The following is a 19,973-nucleotide window of genomic DNA, read 5'->3' on the forward strand; positions in this document are numbered from 1 at the left end:
CTCTAACCGCTGTGCTCCATTGGACGCCAGCCATGGCACGACATATCCACACGATTATTCTGGATGGTGACCCCTTCTGCACGCAGCCTGGCACGTTGTTCATCACCTGAAGGTGTGCCCTGCGCAAGGCTCAGGCGGCCACCGGCAGCAATCACGCGGTGCCAGGGAAGCTGTGTCGAATCGGGCAGTTGCCCGAGGGTACGCCCGACCCAGCGCGCAGCACGCCCCAGCCCGGCCATTTCGGCCAATTGACCATAGCTGACGACTTTGCCTGCAGGTACCTGGTTCAGTACCACATAGAGTGCCGTTCGTCTGGCTTCAGGCGTTTGCCTTGGATCACCGGGCACGGCGTTCACTGTTGTGCACTCTGCGCGACAGCCTGTCGGGTCGCAGTGAGCCGGGAAACAGCAATTGAACACATTGGCATGGTTTGGCTCCGTCCTCGCCCGGGGCGTATCTGGATAACGCTTTTACAGGCGCAAACCACCGTCCAGTTCCAGAATGCGCCCGCTGAAGTAATCGTTTTCAAGAATGTAGGCGGCCGAATGGGCAATTTCCGCTGGCGTGCCCATGCGCTTGAGTGGAATGCCAGCCGTCATTTTCTCCAGCGCCTCGGGCTTCATGCTTGCGGTCATCTCGGTTTCGATGAACCCGGGGGCAATGCCGGCCACGCGGATACCATAGCGGGCCAGCTCTTTTGCCCAGGTAACCGTGGCGGCCGCGACGCCTGCCTTGGCGGCCGAGTAGTTGGTCTGGCCCAGGTTCCCCGCGCGGGAAATCGAGGAAATGTTGATGATTGCGCCCTGGTTTTTCAGTTCGATCATTTTTGCTGCCACTTCACGGGTGCAGAGGAACACCCCCGTGAGGTTGACGTCGATCACGGACTGCCATTGGGCCAGGCTCATTTTGCTCAGTTGGCCATCCTTGACCTTCACCAGCAGGCCGTCACGCAGGATGCCCGCGTTGTTGATCAGGCCGTGAATGGCACCGAAATCCGCCGCCACCTGCTCAACCATCTGGACGACCTGGTCTTCGTCAGCGACATTGCACAGGTAGTGGCGTGCTTCGACACCCAGCGCCTTGCACGCCGCGACGGTGTGCTGGAGTTTTTCTTCGTTGAGGTCGACGAGCGCCAGGCGTGCCCCTTTACCTGCCAGGTACTCGGCCATTGAACGGCCCAAACCCTGGCAGCCGCCGGTGATAATGATTACTTTGTCAGTCAACTGCATAAGGATGCTCCACGGGCAGATTTGGGGCGGGCGAACACATTTTATTTATGACGAATTCTAGTCTGGGGGTCACAACGTGAGCGCTAAAGCGACGAAGCATGCACGAGAACTGCTGCTCAAGGAATACCGTGGCGTCCTGTCGACCCACTCCAAGTCGATGCCGGGCTTTCCGTTTGGTTCGGTGGTGCCCTATTGCCTGGATGCCGAAGGCCATCCGCTGATCCTCATCAGCCGTATCGCTCAGCACACTCATAACCTGCAGCGTGATCCGAAATGTTCGTTGCTGGTCGGCGAGCGGGGCGCTGAAGACGTCCAGGCGGTGGGCCGTCTGACGCTGCTAGCCGAGGCCCGGCAGCTTGAGGACGCCGACGCCATTGAAGCGGCAGCCGAACGTTATTACCGTTATTTTCCGGAGTCGCGTAATTACCACCGCGCGCATGATTTCGATTTCTGGGTGCTCAAACCCGTGCGATATCGCTATATCGGCGGCTTTGGCGCGATTCACTGGCTGGACCACGTGGCCCTTGCCAACCCGTTTGCCGGGAAGGTTGAGGCCAGTATGGTCGAGCACATGAATAGCGATCATGCCAAGGCGATTGCTCACTATGTGGCCTTGAGCGGCTTGCCGCAGACCGTGCCTGCGCAGATGGCCGGTATCGACAGCGAAGGCATGCACTTGCGAATTGGCCATGGCCTCTACTGGCTGGCGTTTGGTGAGCCTTGCAACACGCCGACACAAGTACGCGAAGCCTTGGTTTTTCTGGCCCACACCGACGATTGGCCGAGTAACGAGCCGGTTGAGGCTTGAAATTGCAATGGACTGCAACCATTAACCGGGTATTGGAAGGTCGTCTTCCGTCGAGGAACCCTTGATGCGTGCTTTTCTACTGCTGTTTCTGCTTTTTCCGGTGCTCGAGCTCTATGTGTTTTTCAAGGTCAGCACAGCCATTGGTTTTTTTCCGGCGTTGCTGCTGATCATTGCCTCTTCTGCACTGGGTGTGCTGGTCATGCGGGTGGCTGGTCTGGCTACCGCGCTGCGCGCCCGTGAAAGCCTGCAGCGTGGCGAACTGCCTGCTGAGGAGATGTTCCAGGGGTTGTTGCTGGCCGTCGGTGGCGGTCTGCTCCTGGTGCCTGGTTTCATTACTGACGTGCTGGGCCTGATCTGCCTGCTGCCGTTCACCCGACGCCTGATCGGTCGACGTTTGCGTGAGCGTGCCGAGGCGCAGGCCATGCGTCAGCGGGCGTTTTCCGATGACCCGTTTGCAGGCCGTCCTGGTGCTCAGGGCGGTACGCCGCGGCAGCCGAATGTGATCGAAGGCGAGTACGAGCATCGCGACTCTTGAACCCTGGCGATAACCTGACGGCCCCATACGGGGCCGTTTTTCATTCGCCCGCTCGACAAAAAAATTTTCATGTACAGCCTTGTAATCGCCTTGAGCGACCTCATGTATGGGTCACCGAAAGGTTTCTGGTTACAAACACCAGACAAGACATGCGTGGTTCGCTTGGCGAGCCACCAACGGTCGGGCCAACTTGGGCCACGCCGATAGCCTCAACCAGCCGGTTTAAACCGGCCGATGAAAACCACAATTAGGAGAGATCGACAATGAAGCTTCGTCCTCTGCATGACCGCGTCGTCATCCGTCGCAGCGAAGAAGAATCGAAAACCGCTGGCGGTATCGTTCTGCCAGGTTCGGCTGCTGAAAAACCTAACCGTGGCGAAATTGTCGCTGTAGGTACCGGCCGCATCCTGGATAACGGTGAAGTACGTGCGCTGGCCGTGAAAGTGGGTGACAAGGTTGTTTTCGGCCCTTACTCCGGTAGCAACACTGTGAAAGTCGACGGCGAAGACCTGCTGGTGATGAGCGAGAACGAAATTCTCGCGGTCATCGAAGGTTAATCAACCGCTGGTTTCCCGTTACTTCAAAGTATTCAAGGATTAAACGATCATGGCTGCTAAAGACGTAAAATTCGGCGATTCCGCCCGTAAGAAAATGCTGGTTGGTGTCAACGTTCTGGCTGACGCGGTAAAAGCGACCCTGGGCCCGAAAGGCCGTAACGTAGTTCTGGCCAAGAGCTTCGGCGCACCGACCATCACCAAGGACGGCGTTTCTGTCGCCAAAGAAATCGAGCTGAAAGACGCGTTCGAAAACATGGGCGCTCAGCTGCTCAAGGACGTCGCTTCCAAGGCTAACGATGATGCCGGTGACGGCACCACCACCGCTACCGTTCTGGCTCAAGCCATCGTCAACGAAGGCCTGAAAGCCGTCGCTGCCGGCATGAACCCGATGGACCTGAAGCGCGGTATCGACAAGGCGACCATCGCCATCGTCAAAGAGCTGAAAGGTCTGTCCAAGCCATGCGCCGACTCCAAGGCCATTGCTCAGGTTGGTACTATCTCGGCCAACTCCGACAACTCCATCGGTGACATCATTGCCGAAGCCATGGAAAAAGTCGGTAAAGAAGGCGTCATCACTGTCGAAGAAGGCTCGGGCCTGGAAAACGAACTGTCGGTTGTTGAAGGCATGCAGTTCGACCGTGGCTACCTGTCCCCTTACTTCGTCAACAAGCCAGACACCATGGTTGCCGAGCTGGAAGGCCCGCTGCTGCTGCTGGTTGACAAAAAGATCTCCAACATCCGCGAACTGCTGCCAGTTCTGGAAGCCGTTGCCAAGTCCGGCCGTCCGCTGCTGATCGTGGCTGAAGACGTTGAAGGCGAAGCGCTGGCGACCCTGGTCGTCAACAACATGCGCGGTATCGTCAAGGTTGCTGCAGTCAAGGCACCTGGTTTTGGCGACCGTCGCAAGGCCATGCTGCAGGACATCGCTGTCCTGACCGGCGGTACCGTGATCTCCGAAGAAATCGGCCTGAGCCTGGAGTCCGCTACCCTGGAGCACCTGGGTAACGCCAAGCGTGTCACCCTGTCGAAAGAAAACACCACCATCATCGACGGTGCAGGTTCCGAAGCCGACATCGAAGCACGCGTCAAGCAGATCCGTGCCCAGATCGAAGAGACTTCCTCGGACTACGATCGTGAAAAACTGCAAGAGCGTCTGGCCAAACTGGCTGGCGGTGTTGCCGTGATCAAGGTCGGTGCTGGCACCGAAGTTGAAATGAAAGAGAAGAAAGCCCGCGTTGAAGACGCCCTGCACGCTACCCGTGCAGCCGTTGAAGAAGGCGTGGTGCCTGGCGGTGGTGTAGCACTGGTCCGCGCTCTGCAAGCCATTTCCGAACTGAAAGGCGACAACGCTGATCAGGACGTGGGTATTGCTCTGCTGCGTCGCGCTGTTGAAGCGCCGCTGCGCCAGATCACTGCTAACGCCGGCGACGAGCCAAGCGTTGTGGTTGACAAGGTCAAGCAAGGTTCGGGCAACTTCGGTTACAACGCTGCTACCGGTGAGTACGGCGACATGATCGAGATGGGCATCCTGGACCCAGCCAAGGTTACCCGTTCGGCTCTGCAAGCTGCAGCGTCCATCGGTGGTCTGATGATCACTACCGAAGCGATGGTTGCTGACGCTCCAGAAGACAAGCCAGCCGGTGGCATGCCTGATATGGGCGGCATGGGTGGCATGGGCGGTATGGGCGGCATGATGTAAGCCAGCCTTACCCGCTTCAAAATAAAACCCCTGGCCGAAAGGCCAGGGGTTTTTTGTTTTACGGGGATATCGCTGCCACAGGGCCTACCTGCGAAGGTAGCGGTAGGTCAGTGTGTTCGCTGCAGTTGGATCACACTGCTTGAACACATCCCCTGTAGGGTAATCCGCTTATCGGGTTTGGACTGTTGCCGGTGCAGGCACTTCAGCGGTGGCCGGTCTGCGGTACAGCACGGCGTAGTAGCAGCCCAGGCTGATCAACCAGCAGAACACGGCAGTCCAGACGTTGTGCGAGAAGAAGTGCGCGCCTTGCAGCATACGCCCGACTGAAAACACGGTACCCAGCCCAAAGGCAAACCACAGTGCTGCCCGTGCCATGCGTGGGCGTCGATCACGGAGCACGAAGAACAGTGCGAACAGGGTAAAACCAGTGGCCGCATGGCCGCCTGGCCAGCAGCGTCCGGGTTTGTCCGTTGCTGGGCGTGGGCTGAGCAGTTCGCTGTAGGTCTCTTTGCCGCCGAATTCCTGCAGGCTCCAAGGACACTGCACAGCGGTTACTGCCTTGAGCGGGGTTACAAAGCTGGTAGACACGGCCATTGCCATTACCAGGCAACCCAGTTCGCGGCGCCAGGGGTTGAGTTTCTTCAGCAGCAGGCTGGCGATAAACCCGACAATCGCTGCCAATCCCAAGACGATTACAACTTGTTTGGCCCGATCATGCAGGATGTCTTCAAGAAAGAAGCTGTGTCGTCCGATGAACTGGCCTGCCACAGGGTCATAGGCCCACTTGGCAATGTTCATGTCCAGGCTGGTCAGTTCCAGAAGGAGCAGGGCGGTGGCGACTAAAAGGGGAAGGCCGAGGTACAGCCAGGCGTTGATGGGGCGCGATGGTGGGCGGATGTGGGCTTCAGGCATGACAGGTCCTGGCAAACAAAATGGACAGTCCCGGTCGGCAAGCCCGAGCCGGGTATAGGCTTGACGTAGCGACCGGCGATTTTCTGTGGAGGGGGGTGCGTAGTCTGTGAATACTCGGTGAAAAAAACGTTAACCAGTGATAAATCTGTTCTGATCTGGCAGTACGTGAGCGATGGCCTTAAGCTGCGCCTGCCAAGCAGGCAAATGCAGTGAACGGGGGATACCCATGCGAATTCTATTGGTTGAAGACAACCGCGATATTCTGGCCAATCTGGCAGATTACCTTGGCCTCAAGGGCTACACGGTCGATTGTGCCCAGGACGGCCTCTCGGGTTTGCACCTGGCGGCGACCGAACACTATGACCTGATTGTGCTCGACATTATGTTACCCGGTATTGACGGCTACACGCTATGCAAGCGCTTGCGCGAGGATGCCCGGCGCGACACGCCGGTGATCATGCTCACCGCCCGTGACCAACTTGACGACCGTCTGCAGGGTTTTCGCTCGGGCGCCGACGATTACCTGCTCAAGCCATTTGCCCTGTCGGAGTTGGCCGCACGTATTGAGGCGGTGCTGCGTCGTGCTCAGGGTGGCGGACGCCGCAGCCTGCAAGTCGGTGATTTGAGTTATGACCTGGACACGCTTGAGGTCACGCGCCAAGGGCGCTTGCTCAAGTTGAACCCGGTCGGCCTGAAATTGCTTGCCGTACTCATGCAAAAAAGCCCCCATGTGTTGCGCCGCGAAGTGCTTGAAGAGGCGCTCTGGGGGGATGACTGTCCTGACAGTGATAGCCTGCGTAGCCACGTTCATCAACTACGCCAGGTGATCGACAAGCCGTTCGACAAGCCATTGCTGCACACGGTACATGGTGTGGGGTACCGCATGGCCGAGGGCCGCGATGGAGTTTAAGCAAAGCCTGGCGCAGCGGATCATCATCGCCTTTGCCTTGATGAGCGCCTTGGTCGCGGGAGCGTTCGCTTTCGGTATTGTGGCGACAGTACATCTGGTCGAAGAGCGTTTGATCTCTGCCGTATTGGGTGGCGATCTGCAGCGGTTGTTGTTGATGGACAGCGTGAGTGACTGGAGCCACAGGCCGCGGCCAGATCAACTGTTCTACTTCAGCGGCGGGCGCGATGACTTTGCCTTGCCCAAGGATCTCAGGCACCTGGACCCGGGGTTTCATGAGGTCTTTCGTGATCAACTGTCGTATCACGCGATGGTCGAGATCGTAGATGGTCGTCGCTATGTCCTGTTGCAGGATCAAAGTGATTTCGAAGAGCGCGAGCGTGTGCTTTTTGCCGTCGTGGTGGTCGGCTTTGTGTTGAGCCTGGCGCTGGCGGTGTTCCTGGGCTGGGTGTTGGCGCGCAAGGTAATGGCGCCGGTGATCCGTTTGGCTCGTCAGGTTCGTCACCGCGATCAATTGTTGGGCCTCGCACCGCCTCTGGCTCCGGATTATGCCGCGGATGAGGTCGGGCAACTGGCGGTGGCATTCGATGCCACCTTGGGCCGATTACGCGATGCGTTGACCCGTGAGCGCCTGTTCACCAGCGATGTCAGTCATGAGTTGCGTACACCCTTGATGGTGCTGGCCACGTCCTGCGAATTGCTGCTGGAAAACACGAAGCTCGACGACCGCGCAAGGGCGCAGGTCGAGCGTATCGCCAGGGCCAGCGAGGAAATGCGTGAGTTGGTCAAAACCTTCCTGATGTTGGCTCGGGCTCAGCGTGATGAGGGGGCCGTTGCCTCGCAGGCGACCCTGAAAGAAGTCGCTGATGACCTGCTGGGGGTGTGGCGCGACACCATTGAACAGAAAGGCCTGCAGTTGTACTACAGCGCAGGCGCTGCGGGATCGGTTCTCTACAATGCAACCTTTCTGCAGGCGGTGATGGGCAATCTGCTGCGTAATGCGGCGCATTACACTGAACGCGGTTTCATTCGCTTAACCTTGGAGCCCTCCGGGTTCATGGTTGAAGACAGTGGCGTGGGCATTCCTGAAGAGCAGCGTGAAGCCATGTTCCAGCCGTTTGTACGCGGTGGAGAAAAGCGTGGTGAGGGGCTGGGGTTGGGGTTGTCATTGGTACAGCGGATCTGTGATGACCAGTGCTGGATTGTCAGCCTCACGGCCATGACACCCAATGGCTGTCGCTTCCATGTCGATCTGAGCCATGGTCGAAGTCAATTGACTGATCGGGATGAGATCATCGGCTAACCCCGTCCTGAAACAGGATGAAGTTGGTGTGAACGTGTTTAACGTTTTTTTCACATCCGCATGACCTGACGCCAACGCTCACCTGAATAAGGTGGGCGCCAATGGAGTCAGGAGAGGCAGAATGCGCAGTCCCATCAAGCTCGAGTTTTCCGAGAAGCACGATCAGCAACAGGCTCAGGATTGCTTTCTCAAGCATCAAGATGGGTTGGCGCGCCGTCTGTCCCACCAGCGTGATGAACAGTTGGCGCGTCGTGCGCTGGCGCTGTCGGGGGAGCCGGGTCTTGTGCTTGATCTGCCGTGTGGTGCCGGGCATTTTTGGCCGTTGCTGGCGGAAAAAAACAATCGTGTGATCCTCGGCGCCGACAACTCGGAAGCGATGCTTGAAACCGCTCGCACGTCGCAACCGGCCGGTGTCGTCGAGCGTGTGCGCACCCTGCAGACCTCTGCATTCAACATCGACTTGCCCGACAATGCCGTCGACAGCATTTTCTGTATGCGACTCTTTCAGCAGGTTGGTGAAGCGGCGCACCGCAAGGTCATTCTCTCCGAGTTTCAACGTGTCTCCCGTGACAGCGTGATCCTCTCGCTCTGGGTCGATGGCAACTTCAAAGCCTGGCGACGTAAAAAGCTGGAAGCACGTCGCTTGGCGAAAACAGGTTCAGAAGAGGCTCGCCAGAATCGCTTTGTGCTGCCTGCTGCCACGGTGGAGCAGGAGTTCGTCGAAGCAGGATTCCGCATTCAGGAACGGTTGGATTTTTTGCCGTTCTACGCCATGTGGCGCGTTTACGTGCTGCGTAAAGGCTAGGAGGCGCCTGCCTGTCACCGCCACGGCAGCCGTTTGGCCGCCTACAACGATCACATAGTTGCGTCACCATTCGTCGTGGCGCAACGCAGACTGGCAAAAGCTGCTCTATTTTTACCTCAGGGTGTTTGGCAGCGCTGTCAAAGGTTTAGAGTAATGAAACTAGAAATTGCTCGAGGTCTGTTCTTCCTGGGTGGTCTGGCAATAGCCACCGCTGCGGCAGCCGCGTGGGATGAACCCGGCCCTGGTATCCTCAGCGACACGGCCCACTGCCCTACGCCACATGTTGTCAAGGATCGGGTCGTGGCCACGCCCGATCACGACTTGCTACTGTTGTTGTTCGGCTTGAGGCAAGGGCTTCGACCCCAAAGCTGATCCTGTTTTGGGTTACCTGAAAAGCCTCGTCAACGACGGGGCTTTTGATTATGGGCTATTCAGGTTGGTTGTGAGTCCCCGACCCCTGCCGGAGCGTCCGCCTTGGCCAGCAGGGTGTAGACGCAGGGCAGGACAAAGAGCGTGAACAGGGTTCCCACCGACATGCCGGTGGCAATCACGGTGCCGATGTCGAAGCGACTGACCGCCCCGGCGCCGCTGGCCAGAATCAAGGGCACCATGCCAAAGACCATCGCGGCAGTGGTCATTAGTACCGGGCGCAGGCGAATCGCAGCGGCTTCTTCGATGGCTTCTCGTACCGACAAGCCATTTTGCCGACGTAACTGATTGGCGAATTCGACGATCAGGATGCCGTGTTTGCTGATCAGGCCGATCAAGGTGACCAGCCCGACCTGGGTATAGATGTTCATGCTCGACAGGCCAAGGAACAGCGGAATCAGTGCGCCGCAGATTGATAGCGGGACTGTCACCAGAATGACCAGAGGGTCGCGGAAACTCTCGAACTGCGCTGCCAGTACCAAGAAGATGATGGCCAACGCCAGGCCAAAGGTGACCCACAGTGCCGAGCCCTCCTGGATGAATTGCCGTGCAACGCCACTGTAGTCAAAGGCATAGCCGGCGGGGGCTTCTTCGCGGGCGATGTTGCGTACGGTTTCGATGGCCTCCCCCATACTGACCAGCGGTACGCCCTGGATAATGGCCGAGTTCAGCTGTTGGAACTGATTCAGTTGGCGCGGTCGTGCGCGGTCGCTGACGGTTATCAGCGTCGACAGAGGCAGCATTTGCCCTTGTTCATTCTTGACGTAGTAGTTGTTCAGCCAGCCAGGGTTGTCACGGTAGGCGCGCTCGACCTGGGCAATGACCTTGTAGCTGCGTCCTTCAAGGGTGAACCGGTTGATCTCAGCCTCACCCAGCAAGGTCGCGAGTGTGCTCCCTAGCGTGGCCATGGTCACCCCCATTTGTGCGGCCTTGGCCCGATCAATATCGACGACGACTTCGGGCTTGTCGAAGGCCAGATCGATGTCGAGAAAGGCAAATTTGCCGGTGGCCTCGGCGCGTGTTTTTACCTGCTCGGCCACTTGCAGCAGCGATGCGTAATCGTTCGGGGTGTTGATGACGAACTCGAAAGGCAAACCTTGGGTCGTACCGGGCAGTGATGGCAGGTTGAAGCCGAAGACCTGCAGGCCACTGATCTGGTTGAGCTTTGCCTGAACCTCTGGCAATAGTGCCATTTGGGTTCGCTCCCGCTCATTCCAGGGCTTTAGCAGGAAACCTCCGATGCCTGACTGCACCCCGTTGAAGCCGTTGATCTGGAAGGATGAGTAGTACTCCGGGAATGCCTTGAAAATGTTTATGAATTCGTCGGTGTAGGCATTCAGGTAGTTCAGGTTGGCTGGCTGTGGTGCGGTGGCCAGCATGAACACGATGCCTTGGTCTTCGTCCGGTGCCAGCTCTTTCTTGGTGAACATCAGCAGCACCGGAATCAGGCACAGGACGATCACGGCAAACACCAACACTACGGGGCGCGTGTTGAGTGTGCCGTGGAGGATTTTCTGGTAACGCTGCTTGAGGCGTTCAAATAGCTGGTCGAGGCGATAGGCCAGGCCGTGGGTGTTGGCTTCATGGCGCAGGAGCATTGAGCACATCATGGGCGACAGGGTCAGGGCGACGATCCCGGAGATGATCACGGCGCCAGCGAGGGTCAAGGCGAACTCTTTGAACAGTGCGCCGGTAAGGCCTTGTAAAAAGCCAATCGGCGCGTACACCGCTGCCAGCGTGATGGTCATCGAGACCACGGGGATCGCAATTTCTCGCGCCCCTGCCAATGAGGCCTCCAAGGGCGTCTCGCCAGCTTCAATGTGCCGGTGGATGTTTTCCACAACGACAATGGCATCATCCACCACCAGACCAATCGCCAGCACCATGGCCAGCAGGGTCAGCAGGTTGATTGAGTAGCCCATCAGTTGCATGAAAAACAGTACGCCGATCATCGACAATGGAATGGTGATGACCGGAATCAGCACCGAACGCAGCGCCCCGAGGAACAGAAAGACCACGACGATCACGATCAGTACGGCCTCCGCCAGGGTTTTGATCACTTCGTTGATCGAGGCCTGGATGAACAGTGTGGCGTCGTAAGCGATGGAGGCTTTCAGGTTGGGCGGTAACTGGCTGTTCAGTTCCGGCATCAGTTTGCGCACTTCCTTGATGACATCCAGCGGGTTGGCCGCTGGCGTCGCCTTGATGCCGATGTAGACCGACGGGGTGCCATCGAAAGAGCTGACCGTATCGTAGTTCTCCGCGCCCATTTGCACCCGGGCCACATCGCGCAGCAGCACCCGGCTATCGCCCATGGTTTTCAGCGGGATGGCGGCGAAGGCTTCGGCCGACTTGAGCTCAGTGCTGGCGTTGATACTGGTGACTACGTATTCGCCTTTGACTTCGCCCGCCGCAGAAAGGAAGTTGTAGCGCCGTACTGCGTCAGTCACATCGCTGGCGCTCAGGCCATAGCCGGCGAGTTTGACCGGGTCGATCCAGATGCGCATCGCGAACAATTGGTTGCCGAGGATCTCTGCTTCAGCCATGCCCGGCAATGTTGCCAGCTTGGGCTGGATCACCCGTGACAGGTAATCGGTGATCTGCGGGTTGCTCAGTTCGCTGCTGTAGAAGCTGATGTACATCAGCGCTGAGGCGCCAGCGGCCTCCTTGCTCAGGACCGGGTCTTCGGCATCTTGAGGCAGTTTGTTCTTTACCTCATTGGCCTTGGCCAGCAGTTCGGTAAACATCCGGTCACTGTCCGAGCCGATTCGGGCGTAGATCGAGATCACCGAGAAATTCTGCCGGCTCACTGAGGTCATGTAGTCAATACCCTCTGCGCTTGCCAGGCTCTGCTGCATGGGCTGGGTGATGTAGCCTTGAATGGTTTCCGCGTTGGCGCCGGGGTAGGCGGTGGTCACCGTGATCAGGGCGTTTTCCATCTGCGGATACTGACGGATCGGCAACGAGCTCCAGGCCTGGAAGCCGAGCAGGACGATCAGCAGGCTGACCACACTGGCCAGAACAGGGCGGCGAATGAACGGATCGGTTAAGGCCATGAAGGTTCCTTGATCAATCGACGCGTGGCGAGGTGGCCGGCTCGCCCGTCAGGGTCTTGTCCGGGCTGACGGTGATCAGGGCGCCTTGGCTGAGTTTCAGCTGACCGGCCGTCACCACCTGTTCACCTGCCTTAACGCCTTTGGCGATGACCACCAGGCCTTCACGGCGCTCGCCGGCTTCAATGAAACGGCGCTCTGCCACCCACACCGGTTGGCCGTCAGGAGTCTTTTGTGGCTCGCCGTCCTCGGCGGTCTTGGGCACTGCGACGTACACCGATGTGCCATACAGGGTGTAGGTGACCGCAGTCTCAGGGACGACCACTTCCGTGCGCGGGTTGGGCAGCAGTATTTGCAGGCTGGTGAACATGCCGGGTAACAGCTTGCCATCGGGGTTCGCCAGGGTGGCGCGGACCTGTACATTACGGGTGCTGTCTTCAACCTTGGGGTTGATAGCGCTGATGGCGCCAGGGAACGTCTGGTTGGGGTAGGCTGCAACGCTGACCAGTACTTGCTGGCCGATGCCCAGTTTGGGAAACGCCTGTTCGGCCACGTAAAAGTCCGCGTACAGGCTGCTCAGGTCCTGAAGGGTGGCGATCACTGTGCCACTGGGCAGGTAGTCGCCGATATCGACCTGGCGGATACCAATGGTACCGCTGAACGGCGCAAGGATTGTCTTTTTCGCCAAGGAACCTTTGAGCTGGGCGACCACGGCTTTGCTGCGCAGCAGTTGTGCTGCGAGGCGATCAAACTCGCCTTTGGAGATTGCCTGACTGTCGATCAGCTGGCTGCCGCGTCCATACTCGACCTGCGCCAGCCCGAGGTCCGCCATCGCGGTGCCCAGCAAGGCGCTTTCCACGTCGCTGTCGAGCTGCAAGAGGGGCTGGCCTACTCTGATCCGCTGGCCTGACTCGAACAGCAGGGTCTTGACCGTACCGGCGGTCTCCAGGCTCAGATTGACCCCCTGAAACGCCTTGAGGCTGCCAACTGCGGGCAGTCGACTCTGCCAGAGCTGTTCGCGCGCGGCAGTCGCCGCTACGCTCACGGGAGGTCTTGGCGCGCTGAATTGCTGAATTTGCTGATAGATACTGAAGGCTTTGTAGCCTCCCAGAATCAGCACAATCAGCAACACGACACCCAACATGATCAGCATGCGGCGGCGCAGCATATTCCATTTCCTTGGAGGCTAGACAGGCAGGCACAGCACTGACGAACACCTGCTCACTGTTGTGCAGTGTTGTCGAATATTACGCCTTTGCCTAATGCAGGGAAGTCCATTTCCCCTTGATGCTACTCAAGTCAGGTGCAGATGGTTGTCCCAAAGCCCGGGCGGCAACTGCAACGGTTGGCCGACCGGTTCTGCCTTGCGGCAATCATAGAGCCGGCAGCGGCCCTGGCCCGAGGTGACGACGAAACCGTCTGCGACTGCACCAACACCGGCGCAGTCGGGCATCGGGGCATCCAGGCGCGTTGCACCCGTGTCCAGATCCCAGATGAACAGGCGGTTGGCCCGAGGTGCGGTCAGTGCAACCAGTCGCAACTCACTGTGTACCGCGACACTGGCGGTGTAGTTCGCCATCGACTGCAACTGTGCCTGCGCCACGGGGAATGGCTGGAAGGGCTGCCCTGGGCGTTTGATCGCCAGCAGTTCAGCAGTCTCGTGAGCGTCGCCCATGAACTGCTGACAGGCGACCAGCGTGCCGTCGCTGGCAACGGCCAGGTGACGAACGCTGTTCATTTGCTGGCTCAGGGTTTCCTTGCTCAGCAAGGTGCCGTCGCGGTGCATCAACACCAGGCTGGGTTCCATGGCATCGAGGTTCATCTCGACGCGGCTTTCGGCTTCGGTGCGAATACCGCCGTTGGCGACCACCAGGGTTTCACCATCGGGTAGCCAGGACACCTGATGCGGGCCAAGGCCGTGGGTGGGCAGCTCGCCACTGTGCTGCAGCCGTTCGCCCTCGAATCGGTAGACCCCAAGTACACCCCGCCCCGGATCAGTGGTGTCGTTCTCGGTGGCATACAGCCATTCACCGCCCTTGTGAATCACCGCGTGGCCATAGAAATGACGGTTCGGCTGTGAGGTGACGGTTTGCAGCAGGCGGCCGTCGCGCAAGTCGACCAGATAGCTCTCGGTACCGGGTCGACGCGCCACGAACAGGGCGATGGGCAGTTCAGGGTGATTGATGATGTCGTGGCAACGCTGTCCGACCTGGGTCGCGAATACCTGGCTACCGTCCAGGCGGTAGCCGACGGCGTAGTGGTTGCCGTCGCTATCGTCGCGGGCCGAGAGCAGCAGGGGCTGCTGACGCTTGTTCTGGAACAGGGTCCATCCGCCTAGCGTGAGGGCAGCAAGCACCGCGCTACCGACTTTCAGAGCCTGACGTCGCAACATGATCAGTCACCGTCGTTGGCGTTGAAGCCCAATTGAATGCCCAGCGCCTTGGCCAGATCAGTCTCGTGCAGGCGGTGGACGGCGTTCAGGCTGTCATAGATTGCGTTCAACTGCTCACGACCGGCTTCATCTTCCAGCAGCTCGCCAAGGGGCTTCGGCGTGTCGGCCAACAGCTTCAGCGATGCCGCATAGGCAGCGTCGATCTTGTCGGCAAGGGCCTTCTGGTCGCTGCCGAGCAGGCTGCGCAGCCCTTGATTGTCGACCCCGGCCCATACTGTCTGTGCAGCACTGAGGCTGGCATGCAGGCTCTTCAGCGACGACTGGCTACGCCAGGCTTCTGCCTGCAGTGGCTGCGGGATGCCCTTGCTCATGCGACCCATCGGCGTGCCGAGTTTTTTCTTCAGGGTGTCCAGCGCAGTGACCTGGGCGCGGAGCACGTCGGCAATCGCTTCGTGAGAGTCGGCATAGCGCTGGTTCGGGAACTTGGTCATCTGTGCGAGCACGCCGTCGTTCTTGTTCCAGCCCTTCAGGATTTCTTCGGCCAGGGCTTTCTGACGCTCGCCGATGGCAACCAGCAGCGGGCAGTAGCGGGCTTTCTGCTCGGCATTGGCGGTGTCCGGCTTGCTGTCAAACAGGATGTACTCGTAAGCCGAGAGCCCCTGGACCACGACGCTGGAGTTGGCGAGGGTGCTGGCATCGATCGGCTTGTCACTGTTGATCAGTTGTTCTACCTGGCGTCCTACCAGGTTTTTCTTGTCTGGCCAGAACTGCACCTGCCAGGCGCGGTTGCCCTCGGCCAGCGGCCCGATCAGCAGTGGTTGCAACTCTGCCCAGGCCTTTTGGGCGTGAAGGAAGTCAGCTCGTGCGGTTTCCAGGCTGTTCTTGCCTTCGCAGAAGGCCAGCGCGCTGACGGCCAACTGACGGTCGGCTTCGACCCAGCGGCTGTAGGTGGGCAGGATCACTTGCTTGGCAATCGCTGCGGAAGTGACCGCTTGCGGATCCTGCGGCGAGCAGGCGCCCAGCGCTAGGGCGGCGAGGCTGGTAAATAACAGTTTGGGACGGAACATGCCCGGCTCCTATGGCTAGAGTGAGTTCAGGAATGCCAGCAGCGCGGCGCGTTGCTCTGCATTGAAGGTCAAGACGTGTTGTTGGGCGGCCTTTGCTTCGCCGCCGTGCCAAAGCACCGCTTCGAGCAGGTTGCGCGCCCGGCCGTCGTGCAGGAATTGGGTGTGGCCACTGACTGTTTCGGTCATGCCGATGCCCCACAGCGGTGCGGTACGCCAGTCGCGGCCACCGGCGGCAAACTCGCTGCGATCGTCCGCCAGATCCGGCCCCATGTCGTGCAGCAGCAGGTCGGTATACGGGCGGATCACCTGGTTGGCCTGTTCCGGCTCCGCGGCGTTTGCCGAGGTGGTGAACGTCGGGATATGGCAGCGTTGGCAACCGGCTTCGAAGAACAGGTTCTTGCCGGCCAACACCTGTGGTGAGTCGACATCCTTGCGTGCGGGCACTGCCAGATTGCGGGTATAGAACAACATCAAACGCAGAATGTTATCGCTGACCTCCGGTTCACCACGGTCTTGGCGGGCATTCAGGCAGTCGGTTTGTGTCGGTGTGCAGTCGTCTATCGGGCGCAGGCGGGTGGTCAGGCCCATGTCGCCGGAGAAGGCGTGCACGTTTTGCTGGTTGAGATTCGGTTGCCCGGCTTTCCAGCCAAAGCGGCCCATGACGGTTTTACCCTGGGCATCGTCCCACACCTGATTGGCATAGCCTCGGATGCCGTCACCGTTGCTGTCGTAGGGATCGGCGTTGGCCAGGATGGCCTCTTCCGGAATGGCTTCCAGCAGACCGAGGCCAATCATCGGCGGTGCGACACGTGCGGAGAAACGTGTGTCGGGATGCATTGGCCCGTAGCCAAGTTGGCTGATAAGCAGCGTTGGCTTGCGCAGCTCGACCGTGGTGCCGTCTGTGAAAGTGACGCTGTGTGGTGTGTACTCCACCCGTACTTTGCCTTCGGGTGCAACCCCAGGCACAGCCATATCCTGCAACTGTCCGCCATAGACCGGTTCGGGTACGACACCCAGGCGTTCGATGACCTGCAGATATTCTGTTGCATTCGGGATCGACAGGCGCACCAGCATCGAGGCTGCGCTTTTGGCATCTGGCCCAGGAGGGTGACCGCGACCGTCCCTGATGTGACAGTTCTGGCAGGCATTGGTGTTGAACAGGGGGCCCAGGCCGTCACGAGCGGTGGTTGTGGACGGTGCAATTACCCAAGGGTTGCGGAAGAAGCTGTTGCCGACACTGAAGTCCAGTTGTCGGCTCGCTGTCAGGTTGGCGGAGGCCATCGAAAAGGCATTTTTGTCGTGCTTGTTGACCGTCGATGTGCCGCCACCCATGGCTTCCCCTGGCTCAGCCTGAGTGAAGCGCGGGGCGTCGTCACAGGCTGCCAGCGGCAGTACCAAGAGCAGGAGAGAAAGGCAGCGAAGCAACGAGGACATCTGAAATCCTGAGGCGCGAGCAAAAACCGGCTCGCAAGCTTAGCAGGCTATCCGCTTGTTGAATAAGAGGGATTTGCGTTTGCTTGATGAAATTTTGCGCGTGGCGGCTCATGTGGGAGAGGGCGCTGCCGACCCGAAGGCCGGTAGCGGTGCTTGGCGGGCTGTAATGCCGAAGCGCGGGATACGCTGCGGTTTTACATCATCTTCAAGGTAAAACGATTGCCCTCCAGACTGATGATCAGGTTATGGTTGCCGCCACCCCGGTTGTTTCCCGGCACTTCCAGGGTGCCGCCCGTATAGTCCATTTCAGGGCCGAATAAATATTTAACCGCATTTTCATGGGCCGGTTCCCAGTAATCTTGAAACAGCCACAGCGTTGTCTCGGCTTTAGCACCCATGACCAGTTCAATGGCTTTATAGTTTTCTGAGACCTTTCCGATCCACGGTACGTTCATGCAGCCGTTCCATGCAGATTGTGCGCCGATGGAAAACAGATCGCTTTTGCTTTCGCCATTGCGAATGGACAAGGTGTACGGGGTATTATTTGCGATGGATCGCAGAATGCTGACGCTCGCCATAAATTGCTCCAGTTTCCGGGTAGGTTCAAAGTTCAATGTTGGGGTTCGGGCGGGGCTCTGTTGCTTGGCCATACACATAGACGGCGTGCATGGTTATTTCGTTTAGCGGGGAAGGAAGTTCTTCAGGTGAATAGCGTCCTTCAAGGGAGAGTCCGTGACCGCGTGCCGTTGTTTCAAAGGCCTTTCTGAAGGGCTCGGCAGGGTCATAGAGGTACACTTTGCCACCCGGCGCGCTCAGTACCCTGCACATTTCCTGGGCGGCGCCCACGGTTATAGGAGCCCCCATCAGTGTTTCGCAGGGGTACTGGTCTTCTGCGAGTGGAAAAATGGGGTGGTCATAATCATTCACGGGAATAAGGCGGGGTATTTCCTTTCCTGTATCCGGGCCGTTGGATATCTTTTGGCCATCTTTATTGATGTTGTCTGCATCCGTAAAACCGGTGATAAAGACGGTGTCAGATATTTTGTCAATGATTCGGCCTTCTCCCCAGATGTCGAGTATTTTCATCAGGGCACGCTCCTTGAGTGTCTCTATATTGATATATGGAGATGGAAGAACTTCCGGTGTTCATGTTTTATAAACTGTCATTTCTGTGCACAGCTGATCCGTAGAGTTGAACACTCTGAATAGGTGATAACAATGCGAACGTTGGACAGTAACGTGTAGGAGGAGGGATGTTTGATAGGGGGGTTATTGGCGAGGCAAACGTGCGGGGTTTAGTGGCGGTGTGTGAAGTTCAAGTTATATAACGCAACATGCCCGACGCAAGGCATCGGGCATGTGGTTTACAACGGAGCGCTGGACGACTGATCAGAATTCGTGATCGGCGGTGTCTGGTTTCAGGTCATTGATCCCCAGCTTGGCGGCTGCCTGCTCAATGGCGCCGGTCTGTTTGACCAGGGCGGCAATGGCATCACGGATGATCTGGTTACCGGCAGCGTTGTCAGCGGCGATGAGCTGGTCGTAGTGTTCGCCTTTGGCGGCATGGTCAACGATGACCTGCAGTTTTGCCTCGGTGGCTTCCAGGTCGGCCTTGAGCGTAGCGTCGGCTGCTGGATCGGCCTTGGCTACCAGCGATGACAGGCTAGGGCCAGTCAGCTTGGTACCGTCGGCTCGGGTGTACTCGCCCAGGTAGACGTTACGGATACCTTTGGCATCGTAGAAGTGCGAGAAGTGGGTGTTGTCGCTGAAGCAGTCCTGCTCGTCTTCAGGGGAGTTGGCCTCCAGGGATACCTTCATGCGCTCGCCGGCCAGCTCGCCCAGCGACAGGCTACCCATGCCGAACAGCATCTTGCGCAAACCATCGGTAACCGGCTCGGCTTCGAGGGTGGCACGGTAGTTGTCAGCAACACCTGGCTTCCAGTTGCCGACCATGGTTTCCAGGTCATCGACCAGCAGTTGGGTGACGGCCTTGAGGTAAGCGCGGCGACGCTCGTTGTGGCCACCGGTGGCGCCTTTACCTTCCAGGTAGTCCGATGCCGGACGTGCACCCGCACCTGGGCCGGTGCCGTTCAGGTCCTGGCCCCAGAGCAAGAACTCGATGGCATGGTAGCCGGTGGCGACGTTGGCTTCGGAGCCGCCCAGCTCGTTCAGGCTGGCCAGTTTCTCGGCAGTGATGTCCTTGACGTCGACCTTGTCTTCACCCACCTGGATTTCAGTGTTGGCAATGATGTTGGCGGTGCCGCCCGGGTTGCCCAGGGCGTGCTCATAGTTGGCATCGACATAATCGATCAGGCCTTCGTCCAGCGGCCAGGCGTTCACTTGCCCTTCCCAGTCGTCGATGATGGTGTTGCCGAAGCGGAAGGTTTCGCTCTGCAGGTACGGAACACGTGCAGCGACCCAGGCGGCCTTGGCGGCTTTCAGGGTTTCGTCGTTGGGGGTGGCGAGGAAGGCGTCGATGGCGCCTTGCAGGGTTTTGGCGGTGCTCAGGGAATCGCTGAAGACGGCGTAGACCATCTCGGTGTAGTGCTTGATCACGGCCTTGCTGGCGGCTTCGTCAAGTGCACCTGCGGCAGGGGCGGCAGCACTGGCGGCGGGTGTCTGTGCTTGCGGCGCGCTGGCTTTGTCCTTGCTATCGCCGCAACCGGCGAGAGAGATGGCAATGGCCAACAGGCTGGCGGTGGCCAGAGGCATACGAATCATGGCGATTTCCTGCGTCGAGAAGTTGAACAGGTGTGCGGGTGCACGCAAAACTGCAACATAATGCGAAAGATTTGCATTTGATGTAAAGGGGCAATACATAAATATTCAAATGCTTGTCGCTG

At 58.7% G+C, this 19,973-nt stretch carries 19 protein-coding genes and 1 pseudogene; 9 read left to right on the plus strand and 11 right to left on the minus strand.

What is annotated here, in order from left to right; genetic code table 11:
* Positions 1-2: 2 nt before the first annotated feature.
* Both UIA24_RS13215 and UIA24_RS13220 read right to left on the minus strand, forming a co-directional pair.
* Positions 3-356, minus strand: a complete 354-nt coding sequence (locus UIA24_RS13215; RefSeq protein ID WP_330523028.1) for an MGMT family protein — start codon at positions 354-356, stop codon at positions 3-5.
* A 114-nt stretch (positions 357-470) separates the two neighbouring features.
* Positions 471-1,229 carry an SDR family oxidoreductase gene (locus UIA24_RS13220; protein ID WP_099775708.1) on the minus strand — a complete coding sequence of 253 codons (759 nt, stop codon included), beginning with the start codon at positions 1,227-1,229 and terminating at the stop codon, positions 471-473.
* 76 nt (positions 1,230-1,305) lie between these two features.
* Between UIA24_RS13220 and UIA24_RS13225 the strand changes: the two genes are divergently transcribed.
* The 4 genes from UIA24_RS13225 (at position 1,306) to groL (ending at position 4,828) form a co-directional block, all read left to right on the plus strand.
* A complete protein-coding gene (locus UIA24_RS13225; RefSeq protein ID WP_330523030.1) occupies positions 1,306-2,037 on the plus strand; it encodes a HugZ family pyridoxamine 5'-phosphate oxidase in 732 nt (243 codons plus the stop codon).
* A gap of 64 nt (positions 2,038-2,101) precedes the next feature.
* On the plus strand, positions 2,102-2,572 hold the full coding sequence (locus UIA24_RS13230; protein ID WP_065758935.1) for an FxsA family protein: 471 nt from the start codon (positions 2,102-2,104) through the stop codon (positions 2,570-2,572).
* A gap of 263 nt (positions 2,573-2,835) precedes the next feature.
* Positions 2,836-3,129: a co-chaperone GroES gene (locus UIA24_RS13235; protein WP_065758936.1), complete on the plus strand. Its 294-nt coding sequence runs from the start codon at positions 2,836-2,838 to the stop codon at positions 3,127-3,129.
* A 49-nt stretch (positions 3,130-3,178) separates the two neighbouring features.
* Positions 3,179-4,828 carry a chaperonin GroEL gene (gene groL, locus UIA24_RS13240; RefSeq protein WP_065758937.1) on the plus strand — a complete coding sequence of 550 codons (1,650 nt, stop codon included), beginning with the start codon at positions 3,179-3,181 and terminating at the stop codon, positions 4,826-4,828.
* Between the two features lie 168 nt (positions 4,829-4,996).
* On the opposite strand, the gene UIA24_RS13245 is transcribed toward groL, so the two are convergent.
* A complete protein-coding gene (locus tag UIA24_RS13245) occupies positions 4,997-5,740 on the minus strand; it encodes a phosphatase PAP2 family protein (protein WP_099775706.1) in 744 nt (247 codons plus the stop codon).
* Between the two features lie 226 nt (positions 5,741-5,966).
* Between UIA24_RS13245 and colR the strand changes: the two genes are divergently transcribed.
* The 5 genes and pseudogenes from colR to UIA24_RS13270 all read left to right on the plus strand — a co-directional run bounded on the left by colR (position 5,967) and on the right by UIA24_RS13270 (position 9,127).
* Complete coding sequence (gene colR / locus UIA24_RS13250) at positions 5,967-6,650, plus strand: two-component system response regulator ColR (protein WP_065758939.1); 684 nt, start codon at positions 5,967-5,969, stop codon at positions 6,648-6,650.
* A complete protein-coding gene (locus tag UIA24_RS13255) occupies positions 6,640-7,950 on the plus strand; it encodes a sensor histidine kinase (RefSeq protein WP_065758940.1) in 1,311 nt (436 codons plus the stop codon). The genes colR and UIA24_RS13255 overlap by 11 nt, the downstream gene beginning before the upstream one ends.
* A gap of 121 nt (positions 7,951-8,071) precedes the next feature.
* Entirely contained in the window at positions 8,072-8,755 is a 684-nt protein-coding gene (locus UIA24_RS13260) for a class I SAM-dependent methyltransferase (RefSeq protein ID WP_065758941.1), read from the plus strand.
* A 58-nt stretch (positions 8,756-8,813) separates the two neighbouring features.
* Positions 8,814-8,909: pseudogene (locus UIA24_RS13265) on the plus strand (lipopolysaccharide kinase InaA family protein); the annotation flags it as partial.
* Positions 8,909-9,127, plus strand: coding sequence for a hypothetical protein (locus UIA24_RS13270; protein WP_065758942.1), 219 nt, complete (start codon positions 8,909-8,911; stop codon positions 9,125-9,127). The pseudogene UIA24_RS13265 and the gene UIA24_RS13270, both read left to right, overlap by 1 nt.
* Before the next feature lie 59 nt (positions 9,128-9,186).
* Here UIA24_RS13270 and UIA24_RS13275 read toward each other — a convergent pair whose 3' ends face one another.
* The 8 genes from UIA24_RS13275 to UIA24_RS13310 all read right to left on the minus strand — a co-directional run bounded on the left by UIA24_RS13275 (position 9,187) and on the right by UIA24_RS13310 (position 19,851).
* Positions 9,187-12,240, minus strand: a complete 3,054-nt coding sequence (locus tag UIA24_RS13275; RefSeq protein WP_330523033.1) for a multidrug efflux RND transporter permease subunit — start codon at positions 12,238-12,240, stop codon at positions 9,187-9,189.
* Positions 12,241-12,253: 13 nt separating this feature from the next.
* Positions 12,254-13,405, minus strand: a complete 1,152-nt coding sequence (locus UIA24_RS13280) for an efflux RND transporter periplasmic adaptor subunit (protein ID WP_330523034.1) — start codon at positions 13,403-13,405, stop codon at positions 12,254-12,256.
* A 126-nt stretch (positions 13,406-13,531) separates the two neighbouring features.
* A complete protein-coding gene (locus UIA24_RS13285) occupies positions 13,532-14,629 on the minus strand; it encodes a DUF1513 domain-containing protein (protein WP_330523035.1) in 1,098 nt (365 codons plus the stop codon).
* A 2-nt stretch (positions 14,630-14,631) separates the two neighbouring features.
* Entirely contained in the window at positions 14,632-15,696 is a 1,065-nt protein-coding gene (locus UIA24_RS13290) for an imelysin family protein (protein ID WP_065758946.1), read from the minus strand.
* A gap of 15 nt (positions 15,697-15,711) precedes the next feature.
* Positions 15,712-17,130: a di-heme oxidoreductase family protein gene (locus tag UIA24_RS13295; RefSeq protein WP_330523036.1), complete on the minus strand. Its 1,419-nt coding sequence runs from the start codon at positions 17,128-17,130 to the stop codon at positions 15,712-15,714.
* Positions 17,131-17,324: 194 nt separating this feature from the next.
* Complete coding sequence (locus tag UIA24_RS13300) at positions 17,325-17,708, minus strand: hypothetical protein (protein WP_330523037.1); 384 nt, start codon at positions 17,706-17,708, stop codon at positions 17,325-17,327.
* A 25-nt stretch (positions 17,709-17,733) separates the two neighbouring features.
* A complete protein-coding gene (locus UIA24_RS13305; RefSeq protein ID WP_330523038.1) occupies positions 17,734-18,216 on the minus strand; it encodes a hypothetical protein in 483 nt (160 codons plus the stop codon).
* Between the two features lie 303 nt (positions 18,217-18,519).
* Complete coding sequence (locus UIA24_RS13310) at positions 18,520-19,851, minus strand: imelysin family protein (protein ID WP_102052614.1); 1,332 nt, start codon at positions 19,849-19,851, stop codon at positions 18,520-18,522.
* Between the last annotated feature and the right edge of the window lie 122 nt (positions 19,852-19,973).

The organism is Pseudomonas sp. AL 58, assembly GCF_036348395.1.
Taxonomy (GTDB): domain Bacteria; phylum Pseudomonadota; class Gammaproteobacteria; order Pseudomonadales; family Pseudomonadaceae; genus Aquipseudomonas; species Aquipseudomonas defluvii.